At 68.5% G+C, this 15,737-nt stretch carries 14 protein-coding genes; 3 read left to right on the forward strand and 11 right to left on the reverse strand.

Annotated elements, in window-relative coordinates:
- Positions 1-293 precede the first annotated feature (293 nt).
- The 11 genes from AC1DYN_RS23380 to AC1DYN_RS23430 form a co-directional block, all read right to left on the reverse strand.
- Positions 294-677, reverse strand: a complete 384-nt coding sequence (locus tag AC1DYN_RS23380) for a hypothetical protein (RefSeq protein WP_477963512.1) — start codon at positions 675-677, stop codon at positions 294-296.
- A gap of 334 nt (positions 678-1,011) precedes the next feature.
- Positions 1,012-1,620: a DMP19 family protein gene (locus tag AC1DYN_RS23385; RefSeq protein WP_477963513.1), complete on the reverse strand. Its 609-nt coding sequence runs from the start codon at positions 1,618-1,620 to the stop codon at positions 1,012-1,014.
- Between the two features lie 90 nt (positions 1,621-1,710).
- Positions 1,711-2,109, reverse strand: a complete 399-nt coding sequence (locus tag AC1DYN_RS23390; protein ID WP_477963514.1) for a hypothetical protein — start codon at positions 2,107-2,109, stop codon at positions 1,711-1,713.
- A gap of 85 nt (positions 2,110-2,194) precedes the next feature.
- On the reverse strand, positions 2,195-2,557 hold the full coding sequence (locus AC1DYN_RS23395) for a GFA family protein (protein ID WP_477963515.1): 363 nt from the start codon (positions 2,555-2,557) through the stop codon (positions 2,195-2,197).
- Between the two features lie 88 nt (positions 2,558-2,645).
- The gene (locus tag AC1DYN_RS23400; RefSeq protein WP_477963516.1) at positions 2,646-3,014 is read right to left on the reverse strand and encodes a DUF1428 domain-containing protein; all 369 of its coding nucleotides are present in this window, start codon (positions 3,012-3,014) and stop codon (positions 2,646-2,648) included.
- Positions 3,015-3,212: 198 nt separating this feature from the next.
- The gene (locus AC1DYN_RS23405) at positions 3,213-3,851 is read right to left on the reverse strand and encodes a tRNA-uridine aminocarboxypropyltransferase (protein WP_477963517.1); all 639 of its coding nucleotides are present in this window, start codon (positions 3,849-3,851) and stop codon (positions 3,213-3,215) included.
- A gap of 67 nt (positions 3,852-3,918) precedes the next feature.
- Entirely contained in the window at positions 3,919-4,338 is a 420-nt protein-coding gene (locus AC1DYN_RS23410; protein WP_477963518.1) for a VOC family protein, read from the reverse strand.
- A 169-nt stretch (positions 4,339-4,507) separates the two neighbouring features.
- A complete protein-coding gene (locus AC1DYN_RS23415; protein ID WP_477963519.1) occupies positions 4,508-6,400 on the reverse strand; it encodes an AAA family ATPase in 1,893 nt (630 codons plus the stop codon).
- On the reverse strand, positions 6,393-6,611 hold the full coding sequence (locus tag AC1DYN_RS23420) for a hypothetical protein (protein WP_477963520.1): 219 nt from the start codon (positions 6,609-6,611) through the stop codon (positions 6,393-6,395). Before AC1DYN_RS23420 ends, AC1DYN_RS23415 begins: the two co-directional genes overlap by 8 nt.
- 269 nt (positions 6,612-6,880) lie before the next feature.
- Positions 6,881-9,457, reverse strand: a complete 2,577-nt coding sequence (cphA, locus tag AC1DYN_RS23425) for a cyanophycin synthetase (protein ID WP_477963521.1) — start codon at positions 9,455-9,457, stop codon at positions 6,881-6,883.
- 13 nt (positions 9,458-9,470) lie between these two features.
- Positions 9,471-11,666, reverse strand: a complete 2,196-nt coding sequence (locus tag AC1DYN_RS23430) for a cyanophycin synthetase (protein ID WP_477963522.1) — start codon at positions 11,664-11,666, stop codon at positions 9,471-9,473.
- Positions 11,667-11,782: 116 nt separating this feature from the next.
- Between AC1DYN_RS23430 and AC1DYN_RS23435 the strand changes: the two genes are divergently transcribed.
- From AC1DYN_RS23435 to AC1DYN_RS23445, 3 genes are read left to right on the forward strand one after another with little or no spacing between them, the layout of a single operon-like run.
- Positions 11,783-14,026 (forward strand): cyanophycin metabolism-associated ABC transporter, encoded by a 2,244-nt coding sequence (locus AC1DYN_RS23435; RefSeq protein ID WP_477963523.1) that lies wholly within the window; start codon positions 11,783-11,785, stop codon positions 14,024-14,026.
- The gene (locus tag AC1DYN_RS23440) at positions 14,023-14,487 is read left to right on the forward strand and encodes a cyanophycin metabolism-associated DUF1854 family protein (protein ID WP_477963524.1); all 465 of its coding nucleotides are present in this window, start codon (positions 14,023-14,025) and stop codon (positions 14,485-14,487) included. Before AC1DYN_RS23435 ends, AC1DYN_RS23440 begins: the two co-directional genes overlap by 4 nt.
- An 11-nt stretch (positions 14,488-14,498) precedes the next feature.
- On the forward strand, positions 14,499-15,734 hold the full coding sequence (locus AC1DYN_RS23445) for a M20/M25/M40 family metallo-hydrolase (protein ID WP_477963525.1): 1,236 nt from the start codon (positions 14,499-14,501) through the stop codon (positions 15,732-15,734).
- The last annotated feature ends 3 nt before the right edge of the window (positions 15,735-15,737 follow it).

The following is a 15,737-nucleotide window of genomic DNA, read 5'->3' on the forward strand; positions in this document are numbered from 1 at the left end:
GGCTTGCCAAGAACACGGCGCAGATCGTCACGCTGTTCGCGCTGTCGAACCTGTGGATGGCGCGAAGAAAGCTGATGGCCTTGGGATGAGTGCGCCCGCAGTGCGCCCGATAGCCGCATCGAACGGTCCAAACGGGCCGGTGCGGCTGCGGCGCCGAGCTTCTCTACTGCTTCAGCGCGACAGCAAACTTGCATCCTGCCTCCTCTGCATCACCGGCCCGCGTCGCGGCAGTTATGCAGACCATCCCTAACGTTTGACATGAGCTGCGTCCGAAGGGTAAAGCGCGTCGGACTTCAGCTCGATGGAATGGCCAGGTCTCGTGGCTGCAAACAGGATCTTGCGACCATGATGCGCAAATTCGCGACCGGCAGCAATGGCGACGATTTGAGATAGCGCCAACCGGGCTCTGGGCGAGGCAAGAGCGCTGATCCCGATACGAAGAACTCCAGGCGCAATGGGCCTGTGCCGGCCGGTTTCACGGTGCCTGGCTCAGCGACCGGCAGGTGCACCCCCTCTTCTCTCAATCCTCGCCCTGAAGGTACGGCGAATGGGTTGTTCTCCCACTCCTCGGCTTCACCTGCGCACACCCATCTAATGACCTTGACGAAACCATCGGGCGGAAGGGTCTGCGGCGCCGAGAACAGAACAGCCTCTTCTTCAGATTCGGAGAACGTCATGATGAGATCTAACGATGGACATGAGCGGCGGCTGGAAGTGTGCGAAGCGCGCTGGAAGCCGTCCGCAGGATGGACGGGGTTAGGCGCTGGGTGGTGGGACGCAATCTCACGATTGCCAGTTTGCACCTCTTGTTGGAGCACGACCAGAGCGTGAATGGTGCGAATGGAACAGGATTGGGCAGTGGCCAAACGCACACGAACAGCGTGGCCATGACGAGCGCAGCGAGAGCATAGAGGCGGCCCGTGGAACTCGGCATGGGGTAGCTGGTGTTTGACATGAGAGTCGGCTCAAAGGGCGCGAAGCGGCTTTTGTGACATCTCCTCGATGGAAGGGTTAGGCGTCGCTGGCATATAGGCCGCGGTCAATGGCGAAGCGTGAGCAGCGTTGGGATAGTGCGTCAGGCTCGGTCCAGAACTGCTTGTCCAATTCGCCGACCTCCCTCGCGATTCGCGGGTAATTGACGTCGTCTTGCTCAACAGCGAGAAGCAACTCGTTGCGCTCAGCGAAGTCCGTAGGGACCGTTCTGCCGCCGAAGAGAGTTTCCTTTGCCTGCGTGAGTAGCTTATGTGAACGCATGGCGTCTAGGTCGAGAAGGCTGCTCACGGCAAGGCCGTAGCGTTCCCCGGAGTGATTGGCGAAGTACTGATGGAAGCCACCGTTGAAGACCTCGCCTATGAGGCAGCGTAACGCAAAGTAGGTCTGTTCGTCGGCTGAGAGAGCATCAAAGCCATCGTGCGGCCCATGCACTCGCTCGACAAGTGACAGCCAGTGGCGTCTCTCCGGGCTTTTCTCGTACTCCTTCTCTCGCTCGCGTTGACGTTTGCCTTCCTCGACGCGTTCGCGATAGCCGCCCTTGCAAGGCATGCAGAGTTCGCCATTCTTGGCAGCGGTGTCCGGATGAATCAACTCACCGCAAGTGCGACATGGGAGACGGGTGGTCATTTGCAACGCCTGACGTTTGACTTAAGCGGACCGTGGAGGGCGGCGAAGCCGGCCGGAACGGGTCCGCTTGAAGGAGGGTCAGGCATCGCTCTAGACCCACCCAGGAAACATGCGGTGCAGAACATACCAAGCTGGGACAAGCCCGCAGGCTGCCACCGCGTAGACGTTGGCTACTTGCTTCCAGTTGAGCGGGACACGTACAGCCTGGAGAGCCTGGCCAGTTCCCGACGACTCCTCAATGATGTACTCAACCTGCTCGGCACCTAACGGGTAGACGCGCCAAGAGCTGAGTGGAAGAAGTGGCATCCAGAAAACGACGATCCATTTTGTCGTGATGAAGGTTCCACCGATGTCCTTCTCCCGCTCGCCATAGAAGCGAGTTCCAGTTCCATTGAGTGTCGAAGTCATTGTGTGGGATTTGTGATTGAACGGCGGAAAGGCGATCAGCGCGACGCGTAGTTGATCGGGCGTTGCAGGGGCTGTCCTCATGGCTTCAAGCCTAGCGCATTTGTGATTGGGCGGACCCGCCCGAAAGCCGCCGCTCGCGACCGACAGCCTGTGGCCGGACGCCGATTCACTCGTCGAAGAACTTCCAAGTGTCCGCACCGTCGAACTTGCGAACTCGAACAGAGGCAATCAACTTCGGATCGAAGTTTCCGAGGTGCACTCCATGTCTCGCGCCAGTCTTCGCCTCGATCGGCTCCCAGTGAGTGACGCAGCCGCAATGCCGACAGCGGATCGTGCGCAGGGTTCTGTCGCCCTGGACGTAGGCCTCGGTCGAGCTGGGGTGGCCTTCGATCGTCACCGTCCCGAACTCGAAGTACACCCAGGGGCCGCCGATCCTCCGGCAGAGCGAGCAGTTGCAATCCGTGGCAACTTCCGGTGTGGATGGCAGCGTGAGACGGACGGCGCCGCAATGGCAAGAGCCTTGATGCATCGTTGGGACTCCTGTTGGATCTACAGCGCAGGCAGCCTACCCGAAAGCAGCCGGACGGGGCCGACAGTTCGCGCCAGACGCCCGCCCCTCAAGCCTTCACTTCGACCACCTGTTCGAAGCCGCCGAAGATCATGCGTTTGCCGTCGAAGGGCATGGGCGGGTTGCCGGGTGTGGACGGATCCATGCGCGGGTCTTCGATCATCTTCTTCATGGCTGCGTCGCGCGTGGCCTTGTCCGGCCATTCGACCCACGAAAAGGCCACCGTCTCCTCACCCGTGGCCTGCACTGCGCGGCGGAAATCGGTCACTTTGCCGTCGGGGACGTCGTCGCCCCAACCTTCGATCACGCGGATCGCACCCAGCTCGATGAACATCGAGTCGAAATGGCGCGCGTGCTCGATGAACTTCTGCTTGTTGGCTGTAGGGACCGCGATCACGAAACCGTCGATGTAGGACATGTCTTCACTCCTCTCAAGTTGAACAGTGGGCGCCCCCGCCTGAGGGCACCTCGCATCCCATCGACGAACGACGGGAAGCCAAATCGACATGGCGCGCCTGGCACGAGGAATGCGTCCTGTGCCGGCGCTGGAGCAGTGTCGCTGCAGAATGCCCGCCGGGTCTGCCGCCGTGGCGCCCCCAGCGTCGACGCCTTGGCCTCACAGGCGGGAGCCTTGCGTCTTGACCGAGGGTGCCTGATGCCGCTGGCGGGCCGCAACGCCCGCGACGAAGAGGCCGAACGCGTCGAGCAGTGGCGCGGCGTCGAAGGACGGGCCCTCCAGCGTCGCCAGCGCCTGCACGGTCGCTTCCAGTGTCGAGACCTGGTTGGCTCGCCGCGCCGCGCGAATCGCCCGGTAGCGGGTCGGCGCTGGCGCGTCCAGCGACAGCCGCGGCAGCGCCTTCAGGATCGGGTGCTCCAGAAGCATGCGCAGGCTCTTGCGCCACGTCGCATCGATGACCACCAGGCGCACAGGCGCATCCGCCGTTGTCGCAGGGGCTGACGACGCCGGGGCCATGGGCACGTCCGGGTAGAGCAGCCGCGTGTCCCTCCCAGGCCTTTGCAACAGTGCCGCCAACGCCCCGGGCTCGAAGCGTTCGCCCACGACCACCTCGCAGTGCGCCAGAGACAGACGCAGCAGCGCGACGCTGTTCTTGGCCTGCCGCTGTTCCTGCGGGTGCTGCAGGACCAGCACTTCGGTGCGATGGGCAGTCGCCTTTGTCAGCGCACACAAGCAGGTCACCTGCGGCCGCAGGCAGCGCGCGCAAGCCACGCGGCAGAGGGTTGACGTCGCGTTCACGCTGGCATGTTCGCACGCCGGTCCGATTCACCGGGCACCTCGTTGCGGCGTTGGCCCCCGGCAGTACCTAAGCCGCCTGGCCGCCCGCCGCCACCGCCGCCGGATCCATCCAGATCGCCCCCCACAGGTGCTCGTCGGGATCGGCCAGATCCCGGCCGTACATGAAGCCAAGGTCTTGCACGGGGTTCACGTCGGCCTGGCCGCCATTCTCGGCCGCGGCCTGGTTCATCCGATCGACGGCCTCCCGGCTGTCCAGGGTCAGGCCCAGCATGACCGCGCTGGTGCCGGCGGGCGGGATCGGCCGCTCGGTGAAGGTGCGCCACTTGGCGTGGGTGAGCAGCATGGTGTAGATCGATTCGCTCCAGACCATGCAGGCCCCGGCGGCGTCGCTGAATTGCATGTTCTGCTCGAATCCCAGCGCCTTGTAGAAGGCGATCGAGGCCGCAAGGTCGGTGACCGGCAGGCTCACGAAGATCATCTTGGTCATGGGGGTCTCCTGGTGATACCGAAAGGGCTGAAGTTCCTGCCATCTGCAGGCTCCACCCACACGACGCTCGGCCGCCACCCGAATCGACAAGCTCATCGGGCTCGTTGCGAATGCCGGGTTTACCCTGTCTGGCCATCGCGGAATCCCGGCGGCCCCGAACGTTACCCACCTACGCCCTCAGCCGCTCCCGCCCGTCCGCCCGAAAATCCGCCAGCTTCTGCGCATACGGATCCAGCGCATCCTCGTGCCTCCCCAACGGAAACCCCACCACCGCCGCAAACCGCGCCGGCGTGACCTGCCCCTGGTCCACCAGTTCGTCCACCAGCGCCAGCAGCGCGCCGCGATGCGTTTCGATCAGCCCCGTTGCGCGTGCGTGCTCTGCCTGCAGCAGCGCCTCGATCGGCGCGTTGGTGGCTTCCACGTCGGTGCAAAGGTTGTTGTCGCTGTTGGTGGACACGTCGCTGCGGCCGATGCGCGGGCCGTGGCCCAGGTGGCGAAGCATGCGGGCGGCCGTCTCGGTGGCCTTGCGCAGGTCGCTCTCCGCGCCACCCGAGCACAGCGTGGGCCCGAAGACGAGCAGCTCTGCGGCGCGGCCAGCCAGGCTGGTGCAGATGGAGTCGAGCAGGTTGCTGCGCGACCAGACCTTGCGCGAGGTGTAGGCGTTGTAGCCGCCCTCGAAGCTGGCCACGTGGATCTTGATCTCCTGTGGTGCGCGGCCGAAGAGCAGGGCGTGCACCAGCCCATGCCCGGCCTCGTGCACGGCCAGCAGGGCGCGAAAGTCGGCGTTGTTGCGCTGGCGCAGGCGGCTGATCTCGAAGGGCGCGGCGATGGCGTGCGACCGGCCGTGCCAATGCGCGATCAGGCTGCGGCCATCGGCCGCAAGGCCCACGCTGTCGCCGGTCTCGGCACCGAGTTCGAGCGCCCACAGCGCAGCCTTGGCCAGGCCGGTGCCCAGGATGGCGTGCAGCGACGAGAACAACGGCCGGGTGCCCTGCGCAGGGAAGACCGCGTTGGCGTAGATCTGCTCGCGCACAGTGGCGGCCAACTCGAAGCGCAGGCCGCAGCGCGCCTCGGTCTCGCGGGCATACCGGGCGCAGCCCTGCTCGATCAACTGCTCGTACGCCCGGCGCGAGAGCGAGGGATAGATCACGTGCTCGTTGCCCAGCCGCGCCACCTGCTCGGGCTTGAAGCGCTTGTTGAGCGCCTGCTTCACATCGATGACGCTCAACCTGCCGGTCAGCGCGTGGAAGATGTCGGCATCGCTGTCGCAGTCGTCCACGCTGGTGGCGAGGTCTTCGTACATCTCGTCGAGGTTGCCGCAAACGAAGACGAGCAGGCGGCTGTAGTCGGTCTCCCATCGCTGCTGGCCGCGTTCCCTGAAGTCGCGCAGGCGTTCCTGGATCTGCTCGGGCGTCCACGCCATGATCTCCATCAGCGGCTCGTCGAGCTTGAGGTTGCGCTGCAGTTCCTGCGCCTCCCAGCTGCGCAGCTTGAAGCGCAGCTTGGCATCGCCGGCCTCGGCGCGTTCGGCGTCGAAGGCCGCCTCGGCCATCGACGATTCGATGTCGCCCAACAGCGAAAGCCCGGGCGGCATGCGGCCATCGGAGAGCAGCGCCCAGACGTCCTGGTAGCGCTCCACGCGCAGTTCGCCGCGCTTGGTGTCGATGGTGCGGAAGCGCTGGAACTCGTCGAGCGCGAGGATCCCCGGCTCGCCCTCGCCCTCGCGCACGCCAGACTGCGCCAGCATGCCCGAGATGCTCTGCGCGCCGCGCCAGCTCGCGCCGTTGGAAAAGCCGTCCATCTGCACTTCGACGAAGCGGTCGTAGAAGCCCAGCAGCTGCGCCAGGCGGCGCACCAGCTGGGTCTTGCCGGTGCCGGTCAGGCCCCAGAGGCAGACGATGACGGGCCGCGAGACAAGCTCGGGCAGCACGTACCAGGCGCGCACCGAATCGATGACGCGGTCGATGATGGGGTCGATGCCGAACAGCTCGGTCTTGAGCTGGGCGGTGATCTCCTGCAGATGTCGGTTTCTCTGCGCCAGTTGTTCGCGCAAGTCATTCATCCCAATCCTCTCTTCGCAGCAGCGCCTGCAGGGCCATGCGGTCGGCACGGCGCTGGGCGCTGCGGCTCTGGATGTGTTGGCCGAGCGCGCGCACCACGGGCGCCCGCTCGCCGGGGCTCGTTTCGAGCACCAGCGTCATCGGCTGTTTCATGCGGCGCAAGGCCTTGACCCGCCCCTCCTGGAGGGCGCGGGAGCGCAGTTGTGCACTCATTCGGTTCCCGAAAAGCAAAAGCCCCGGCTCAATGGCGGCGGGGCTTTGCTTGCCGCGCGGTCTGAGGCCGTATCTGTGAACAGACACGGTTCAGCCGGGGCACGGGAACCGCGTTCAGTCGATCGTCGAGATGAACAGGGAGGACATGGGTGAAATCTCCGTCATGCGGGCGCTGTCGTGGGCGCCTTCAGCAAGGGTGCGGATGATGCAGGCGGCGACGCGAGCGCGCAAGCGTCGCGGGGCCTCTGCGTTGCGGGGCGCCAACATCCCTACGCGCCCGCCACCTGCTGCCCCAGGTACGCGAGCGCCTCTTCCACCTGGTCCACCAGCACCAGGCACAGGTCTCCGGGTTGCAGCAGCGCCAGCGCCGCATCGATCGCCGCAAACTCCCCGCGGATCTCTTCGATGCGCGTCGTGCGGCTTGCACCCTTCAGCCCGTCGCGCAGCAGCGCCATCACCTCGCCGTCGGCGCGCCCACGCTGGGCCGCATCCTGGTACAGCAGCACGTCGTCGAAGGCAGCTCCCAGGATCACCGTCTGGTCGCGGATGTCCTGGTCGCGCCGGTCGCCGGCGGCGCTGATCACCACCGAGCGGCGCTTCGCCGGCATCGCATCCACGGCCGCCACCAGCGCGCGCATCGCGTCGGGGTTGTGGCCGTAGTCGGCGATCACCGTCGCGCCCTTGTAGTCCATCACGTTGAAGCGGCCCGGCGCGTTGTGCGCATCGTTGACGAAGCTGGCCAGCCCGCTGCGGATGGCGTCCCACCCCAGGCCCGCGCCCCAGGCCGCGGCCACCGAGGCCATCACGTTCTCCACCTGGAAGCCGATCGTGCCCTGGCGCGTGATCGGGATGTCGGCCAGCCGCACCTGCTCGCGCCAGTTGCCCTCGGCCGCCACCACCGAGCCGCCGTCCAGCGCGCGGTCGACATACACCGTGCGCCCGCCCAGCGCCCGGTGTTCGGTCATCACGCCATGGTGCCGGTCGGCCGCAAAGAAGATCACCTTGCCGGGGCAGGTGTCGGCCATCGCCGCGACGATGGGATCGGCCGCGTTCAGTACCGCATGGCCTTCCTTCGGCGTCACGTTCTGCACGATCACGCGCTTCAGCACCGCCAGGTCCTCGACCGTGGTGATGTAGTTCAGCCCCAGGTGGTCGCCGGCACCCACGTTGGTGACCACTGCGACCTTGCAGTGGTCGAACCCCAGGCCCTCGCGCAACACGCCGCCGCGCGCGGTCTCGAACACCGCCGCCTCGACGTCGGGGTGCAGCAGCACGTTGCGCGCGCTGCGCGGCCCGCTGCAGTCGCCCGAGTCGATCTGCCGGCCGTCCACGTACACGCCGTCGGTGTTGGTCATGCCCACCACCAGCCCGCTGCTCGCAAACAGGTGGGCGATCAGCCGCGCGGTCGTCGTCTTGCCGTTGGTGCCGGTCACGGCCACCACCGGGATGCGCCCGTCGTGGCCGGGCTCGAACAAGTGGTTGACGATGGCCTCGCCCACGTTGCGCGGCCTGCCGTACGACGGCGACAGGTGCATGCGCAGCCCCGGCGCGGCATTCACCTCGACGATGCCGCCGCTCTGCTCTTCCAGCGGCCTCAGCACGCTCTCGCACACCATGTCGACACCGCACACGTGCAGGCCCACCATCTGCGCGGCGGCCACCGCCCGCTCGGCCACCTCGGGGTGCACGTCGTCGGTCACGTCGGTGGCGGTGCCGCCGGTCGACAGGTTCGCGTTGTGGCGCAGCGGCACGCGCTGGCCGCGCGCCGGCACGCTGCCGGGCGTGAGGCCTTGCTCGGCCAGCAGCGCCACGGCGATGTCGTCGATGCGGATCTTGGTCAGCGAGGTGGCATGGCCGTCGCCGCGCCGGGGATCGGTGTTGACCTTGGCCACCAGCTCGGCCACCGTCAGCTCGCCGTCGCCCAGCACCAGCGGCGGCTCGCGCCGCGCGGCGGCCACCAGCCGGTCGCCCACCACCAGCAGCCGGTAGTCGCTGCCGGGCAGGAACTTCTCGACCATCACGTCGCCGATCTCGGCCGCGGCCTTGTAGGCCCCCTTGATGCCGTCGCGCGTGGTGACGTTGACGGTGATGCCCTTGCCCTGGTTGCCGTCCTGCGGCTTCACCACCACCGGCAACCCCACCTCGAGTGCCGCCACCCAGGCGTCGTCCTCGTCGGCCACCGGCCGCCCGGTGGGCACCGGCACGCCGGCGGCGCGCAGCAGTTGCTTCGACAACTCCTTGTCCTGCGCGATCGCCTCCGACACGGCGCTGGTCTGGTCGACCTCGGCGGCCCAGATGCGGTGCTGGTGCCGGCCCCAGCCGAACTGCACCAGGCTGCCCTCGGTCAGGCGCCGCCACGGGATGCCGCGCGCCGCCGCGGCCTGCACGATGGAGCCGGTGCTCGGGCCCAGGCGCACGTCCTCGTCGGTCTCGCGCAAACGGGCGATCGCCGCGTCGATGTCGAAGGCGGCCGCCGGATCCAGCGCCGCTTCGATCAGCGCTTGCGCGATCTCGAAGGCCAGGCGGCCGACGGTCTCTTCGCTGTACTCGACGACGACCTGGTAGACCCCCCGCTCGAACGTGGCCTGGGTGCGGCTGAAGCTGACCGGGCAGCCGGCTTCTTCCTGCAGCGCCAGCGCCGCGGCCTCGAGCACGTGGGCCAGCGACACCGCACCGCCGGTGCGCAACGCCCCCACGGCCGGGAAGAGCTTGCGCAGCCGGGCCTCGAAGCCGGGGCGGGCGGTGACTGCGCATTCGTCGTCCGGGCAGGACACGATGGCTTCGATGGCCGTGTGCCGGCTCCACAGGTTGGGCCCGCGCAGCGCGCGAATTCGGGAAACTTCCATGGCGGTCGAGGGCTCAGGCGGGCTGCGCGTGGGTGGCGTTGTGGGCATCGAAGGTCTCGATGCCGGAGATGATCAGGTCGGGCGGGATGTCCAGCGCCCAGGCGGTGGCGATCGCGGCAAGCAAGGCTTCGTCGGCCGTGCCGCCGCGCGCCAGGCGCGACAGCGGCGCCAGCCGGGTCTCGGCGCTGCCGGTGGCCAGCACCGGGCGGCCGTCGCGCAGGTACACGGCGCGTCCGCCGCGCGCGCCGGCGCCGCGGTGCGCCAGCAGCGCCGGCGTCTGCGGATCGGCCGCGTAGAGGATGACGTCGCCGTCGCACAGCGGTGCCAGCGCGGCAACGCGCTCGTCGGCCGCGTTCAGCACCGCGACGCCGTCGTCCAGCACCACGTCGACCTGCGTGCGCAGCACCTTGGTCATCTGGTCGGCAGATTGCACGTCGAACTCGGCCAGCGTGTCGGCGCCGTCGGCATCGGTGACCACGCCCACGGTGCAGCGGTCGTACGCCAGGCCGTCGCGCAGCACGCTGCGGGCGTCGTTCTCGAACACCGCGGCCTGCACGTTGCGGTTCACCAGCAGCCGGCTCGACACCTCCCAGTGGCGCGCGTCGCCGGCGTTCAGGCGGCGGCGGTCGAGGTACAGGCCGTCTGCGCAGGCCAGGCCCACGCGCTGGCCGCGCAGGTGGGCGAGCCAGGCCACCAGGCGCGCGATGCGGGTGGTGTCGCGCGTGCCGGCAATGCCGACGATGGGGATGCGGCCGGTGTGCGGCCCGCCGCTGCCCTCGGGGAACAGCGCGTCGACGATGGCCCGGCCCACCGGTCGCGGGGTGCCGACCGCGGGCTTCAGGTGCACCAGCAGCCCGGGGCCCGCATTGACTTCGACGATGGCGCCGCCCTGCTCGTGCAGCGGGCGGGCGATGTCCTGCGCCACCAGGTCGACCCCGGCGATGTCCAGGCCGACGATGCGCGCCGCCAGCGTCACCACGTGCGCCACCTCGGGGTGAACCTGGTCGGTGCAGTCGATCGAGACGTTGCCGTTGCGCTGGATCAGCACCTTGCGCCCGGCCTCGGGCACGGACGCGGGCGTGAGGCCTTGCCGCTTCAGGTCGCCCAGGATGACGCCATCGTTCTCGGGGCCCAGCTGGTTCAGCGGGTGGTTTTCGGTGGGGCCGCGGCGCGGGTCGGTGTTGATCTGCGCGTCCACCAGCTCGGTCACGGTGGACTGGCCGTCGCCGGTGACCCAGGCGGTCTCGCCGCGCGCGGCGGCCACCACCTTGCCGTCGATCACCAGCAGCCGGTGCTCGTCACCGGTGATGTGGCGCTCGACCAGCACCCCGCTGCCGTGGCGGGCGGCGACCTCGAAGGCGGCTTCGACGTCGGCCTGGGTGCGCAGGTCGAGCGTGACGCCGCGGCCGTGGTTGCCGTCGCTCGGCTTCACGACCACCGGCAGGCCGATGTCCTGCGCCGCTTCCCAGGCCGCGGCCGGCGTCTCGACGGCCTGGCCCTCGGGCACCGGCACGCCGCACGAGGCGATCAGGCGCTTGGTCAGGTCCTTGTCGCGCGCGATGCCCTCGGCGATCGCGCTGGTGCGGTCGGTCTCGGCCGTCCAGACGCGGCGCTGGCGGGCGCCATGGCCCAGCTGCACCAGGTTGCCGCCGTTCAGGCGGACGTGCGGGATGCGCCGGTCGGTCGCCGCCGCGACGATGGCCGCGGTGCTGGGGCCGAAGTACGAGTCGTCGACCTGCTCGCGCACCTGCGCCACCGCGGCGGCCACGTCGAAGGGCTGGTCGTTGATCGCCGCCATCAGCAGCCGGTGGCCCTGCGCCAGTGCACTGCGCGCGACCTTCTCGTCGCGGGCGCGGAACACCATGCGGTAGACGCCGCGCTGCGAGGTGCTGCGGGTCTGCCCGAAGCCGGTGGGCATGCCGGCCAGGTTCAGCAGTTCGATCACCACGTGCTCCAGCACGTGGCCGGCCCAGGTGCCTTCCTGCAGGCGCTGCAGGAAGCCGCCGCGCTCGCCGACGCCGCAGTGGTGCTCGATCAGCGCCGGCAGCAGCGTGGTCAGCCGGTCGTTGAAGCCGGGCAGCTGGTGCGAGGGCCAGTCTTCCAGCTCGCCGAGGTCGAGCCAGACCTCGAGCACGGGGCGGTAGGTCCAGACGTTGGGGCCGTGCAGGTAATTGATGCGCAGCAGTTGGATGTCGTTCTTGTGGCTCATGGGCGGGCGCGGGAGCTTGAGGGCCAATTGTGCGCGGGTCGGCCCTGCACGAGCCGGCTTGGGTGAAAATCCGCGTCCCAGCCGGGGCAAGAGGCCCCGGTCTTCTCACACATCGAATGCAATCTTCTTCTCCAGTCGCCGCCGTGCCGGGCCTGCCCCCGGAATGGCGCAAGGCACTCGCCGGCCGGCTCGACAGCGACGAGAACGTGCTGGCGACGCTGGAGGTTGACCTCGACCCTGCGCTGCATTTCACGGCCGGCGCGCTGGCGCTCACCGATCGCCGCCTGCTGGCCTGGTTGGCCGGGCAGTGGTCGGAGTGGCCGCTGGCCGCCGGCCTGCAGCTGCGCCATGGCGACCATGCCGGCGTCGGATCGCTCGAACTGCTGGATGGCGCCGGCCGGCTCGCCGTCTGGCGCTTCACGCTGGCCCAGCACCACGCGGTACTGGAGTTCGCCGCCCGCTTCGAGCGCCTGCAGTCGGGCGATGCCGCGCCGCCGCAGGAGCCTGCCGACGACGACGAGGCCGACGACGACAGCCCGCCCACGTCGACCTGGGTGCTGCTGCGCCTGGGCCGCTTCGCCCGGCCCTACCGCCGGCAGCTGGCGGCCGGCTTCGGGCTGACGCTCGCGTCCACCGCGGCCACGCTGGTGCCGCCCTACCTGACCATCCCGCTGATGGACAACGTGCTGATCCCGTTTCAGAACGGGCAGCGCATCGATGCCGGCTACGTGCTGCTGCTGCTGTCGGGCCTGCTGGGCTCGGCGCTGCTGGCCTGGAGCCTGGGCTGGGCGCGCACCTGGCTGCTGGCCCTGGTGTCCGAGCGCATCGCGGCCGACCTGCGCACCGCGGCCTTCGAGCACCTGCTGCAGCTGTCGCTGGACTACTTCGGCGCCAAGCGCACCGGCGACCTGATGTCGCGCATCGGCTCCGAGACCGACCGCATCTCCGTCTTCCTGTCGCTGCACGCGCTCGATTTCGCGACCGACGTGCTGATGATCGGCATGACCTCGGTGATCCTGTTCTCGATCAACCCCTGGCTGGCGCTGGTGACGCTGCTGCCGCTGCCCTTCATCGCGTGGCTGATCCACATCGTGCGCGACCGGCTGCGCACCGGCTTCGAGAAGATCGACCGGGTCTGGGGCGACGTGACCAGCGTGCTGGCCGACACCATCCCCGGCATCCGCGTGGTCAAGGCCTTCGCGCAGGAGCGGCGCGAGGCGCAGCGCTTCCGCGAGGCCAACCAGGCCAACCTGGACGTCAACGACAAGCTCAACAAGACCTGGAGCCTGTTCTCGCCCACGGTGTCGCTGCTGACCGACGTGGGCCTGCTGGTGGTCTGGGCCTTCGGCATCTGGCTGGTCAGCCGCGGCCAGATCACGGTGGGCGTGCTCACGGCGTTCATCGCCTACATCGGGCGCTTCTACACGCGGCTCGATTCCATGAGCCGCATCGTCTCGGTCACGCAGAAGGCGGCCTCCGGCGCCAAGCGCATCTTCGACATCCTCGACCACGTGTCCAACGTGCCCGAGCCGGCCCAGCCGGTCAAGATCGAGGCGCCGGCGGGCGCGATCGACATGCAGGGCCTGAGCTTCCGCTACGGTAACCGCAGCGTGATCCGCGGCCTCGATCTTGCGATCCGCCCGGGCGAGATGATCGGCCTGGTGGGCCACAGCGGTTCGGGCAAGAGCACGCTGGTCAACCTGATCTGCCGCTTCTACGACGTGAGCGACGGCGCGATCCAGGTCGACGGCGTCGACATCCGGCGCTTCGGCGTGGCCGACTACCGGCGCCACATTGGCCTGGTGCTGCAGGAGCCCTTCCTGTTCTTCGGCACCATCGCCGAGAACATCGCCTACGGCAGGCCGGGCGCCACGCGGGCCGAGATCGTGGCCGCGGCGCGCGCCGCGCACGCGCACGAGTTCATCCTGCGCCTGCCGCTGGGCTACGACTCGATGGTCGGCGAACGCGGCCAGGGCCTGTCGGGCGGCGAGCGCCAGCGCATCTCGATCGCCCGCGCGCTGCTGATCGACCCGTGCATCCTGATCCTCGACGAGGCCACGTCCAGCGTCGACACCGAGACCGAGAAAGAGATCCAGAAGGCGCTGGACAACCTGGTGCAGGGGCGGACCACGATCGCCATCGCGCACCGGCTGTCGACGCTGCGCAAGGCCGACCGGCTGGTGGTGATGGACCGCGGCCGGGTGGTCGAGGTCGGCCCGCACGACGAGCTGATCGCCCGGCAGGGGGCCTACTGGCGGCTGTACGAGGCGCAGGCGCGCCGGGTCGACGATGACGGCAGCGGCGGCGACGACCTCCTGCTGGCGCCGCCGGCGCCGGCGGCCCATCCCGTGGGGCAATGACGATGTTCCAGCTCGAACGCAACTCTTTCGGCCGCCTGGTGCTGACGCTGCTCGACGGCACGGTGCACGAGGGCGTGGTGCCGGTGCGGGCCTTTCCGCTGAGCGCACCCGCCGAGGGCGTGTCGCTGGTCGGCACCGAGGGGCGCGAACTTGCCTGGGTGCCGCTGCTGGGCGCGTTGCCTGCCGAGGCCCGCGCGCTGGTCGAGCACGAACTGGCCGGCCGCGAGTTCGTGCCGACGGTGCAGCGCATCGAGGCGGTGTCCAGCTTCTCGACGCCCAGCACCTGGAGCGTGACGACGGACCGCGGGCCGACCCGCTTCGTGCTCCGGGGCGAGGAAGACATCCGCCGCCTCGCCGAGGGGGCGCTGCTGATCGCCAGCGCCGAGGGCATCAACTTCCGCATCCCCGACCGGCGCGCGCTGGACCGTCATTCGCGCCGGCTGCTCGAACGCTTCCTGTAGGCTTGGATCCCATGACATTCAAATCCACATCCGCATCCCGCTTCCTGCTGGGCCTCGGCGCGGCGCTGCTGGTCCCTGCGCTGCATGCCGAGCCGCAAAAAGAGGTCCTCGACCGGTCCGCCGGCTACAAGGACGAAGCCCTGCAGCTGCTCGAGCGCCTGGTCAACATCGACTCCGGGTCGGCCAACACCGCAGGCCTCGACAAGGTGCGGGGCGTGGTGGTCGAGGAGTTGCAGAAGCTCGGCGGCAAGATCGAGACCTTCCCGGCCACGCCGCACCCCGGCACCAACGTGGTCGCGACCTTCGACGGCAGCGGCACGCGCAGGATCCTGCTGATGGCGCACATGGACACGGTGTTCCCGGATGGCGCGGCGAAGGCCAAGCCCTTCTACGTCAAGGACGGCCGCGCCTACGGCCCGGGCGTGATGGACAACAAGGGCGGTGTGGTCGCCGGGCTGTATGCGATCAAGATCCTGAAGGCGATGAACTTCAAGGACTACGGCCGCATCACCTTCCTGCTCGACACCAATGAAGAGGTGGGTTCGGCCGACACCTCGGCGCTGATCCGCCGCGTGGCCAAGGAACACGACGTCACGCTGAACCTGGAGCCCGGCCGCCCRGCGGATGGCCTGGTGGTGTGGCGCAAGGGCAGTGCCACGGCCACCGTGGAGGTCAAGGGGCGCGCAGCGCATGCCGGCGTGGCGCCCGACTCGGGCCGCAACGCCGCGATGGAGGTGGCCCACCAGGTCCTGCAGCTGGGCAAGCTGGGCGATGCGGAAAAGCTCACCACGATCAACTTCACCGTGCTGAACGCCAACGGCGCGACCAACGTGATCCCCGAGAACGCCTCGGCCAAGGGCGACGTGCGTGCCGTGACGCGCGAAGAGTTCGATCGCATCGAACGCGACCTGGCGCGCGTCTCGCAGAACAAGCTGATCGCCGACACGCAGGTCAAGACGTCGCTGTCGCGCGGCCTGCCGCCGATGCCGCGCACGCCGCAATCCGATGCGCTGGTCAAGACGGCCGAATCGATCTATGCCGAGATCGGCAAGAAGCTCACCATCGAGGGTTCGGGCGGTGCCGCCGATGCAAGCCTGTCGGCCGACGTCGGCGTTCCGACGCTCGACGGTTTCGGCATCGTCGGCGGCGGCATCCACACGCCGGAAGAGTACGCCGAGGTCGAGAGCGTCGTGCCGCGCTTCTACCTGCTGACGCGCATGGTGATGGAGCTCAGCAGGAAGCCTTGAGCG

The sequence above is a fragment of the Rhizobacter sp. P2_D12 genome, from assembly GCF_056404395.1.

What these genes read in the sequence shown, in the direction of transcription:
- AC1DYN_RS23380 (WP_477963512.1), bottom strand. Translation starts at nt 677, where the DNA reads ATGACGTTCTCCGAATCTGAAGAAGAGGCTGTTCTGTTCTCGGCGCCG.
- AC1DYN_RS23385 (WP_477963513.1), bottom strand. Translation starts at nt 1,620, where the DNA reads ATGACCACCCGTCTCCCATGTCGCACTTGCGGTGAGTTGATTCATCCG.
- AC1DYN_RS23390 (WP_477963514.1), bottom strand. Translation starts at nt 2,109, where the DNA reads ATGAGGACAGCCCCTGCAACGCCCGATCAACTACGCGTCGCGCTGATC.
- AC1DYN_RS23395 (WP_477963515.1), bottom strand. Translation starts at nt 2,557, where the DNA reads ATGCATCAAGGCTCTTGCCATTGCGGCGCCGTCCGTCTCACGCTGCCA.
- AC1DYN_RS23400 (WP_477963516.1), bottom strand. Translation starts at nt 3,014, where the DNA reads ATGTCCTACATCGACGGTTTCGTGATCGCGGTCCCTACAGCCAACAAG.
- AC1DYN_RS23410 (WP_477963518.1), bottom strand. Translation starts at nt 4,338, where the DNA reads ATGACCAAGATGATCTTCGTGAGCCTGCCGGTCACCGACCTTGCGGCC.
- AC1DYN_RS23415 (WP_477963519.1), bottom strand. Translation starts at nt 6,400, where the DNA reads ATGAATGACTTGCGCGAACAACTGGCGCAGAGAAACCGACATCTGCAG.
- AC1DYN_RS23420 (WP_477963520.1), bottom strand. Translation starts at nt 6,611, where the DNA reads ATGAGTGCACAACTGCGCTCCCGCGCCCTCCAGGAGGGGCGGGTCAAG.
- cphA (WP_477963521.1), bottom strand. Translation starts at nt 9,457, where the DNA reads ATGGAAGTTTCCCGAATTCGCGCGCTGCGCGGGCCCAACCTGTGGAGC.
- AC1DYN_RS23430 (WP_477963522.1), bottom strand. Translation starts at nt 11,666, where the DNA reads ATGAGCCACAAGAACGACATCCAACTGCTGCGCATCAATTACCTGCAC.
- AC1DYN_RS23435 (WP_477963523.1), top strand. Translation starts at nt 11,783, where the DNA reads ATGCAATCTTCTTCTCCAGTCGCCGCCGTGCCGGGCCTGCCCCCGGAA.
- AC1DYN_RS23440 (WP_477963524.1), top strand. Translation starts at nt 14,023, where the DNA reads ATGACGATGTTCCAGCTCGAACGCAACTCTTTCGGCCGCCTGGTGCTG.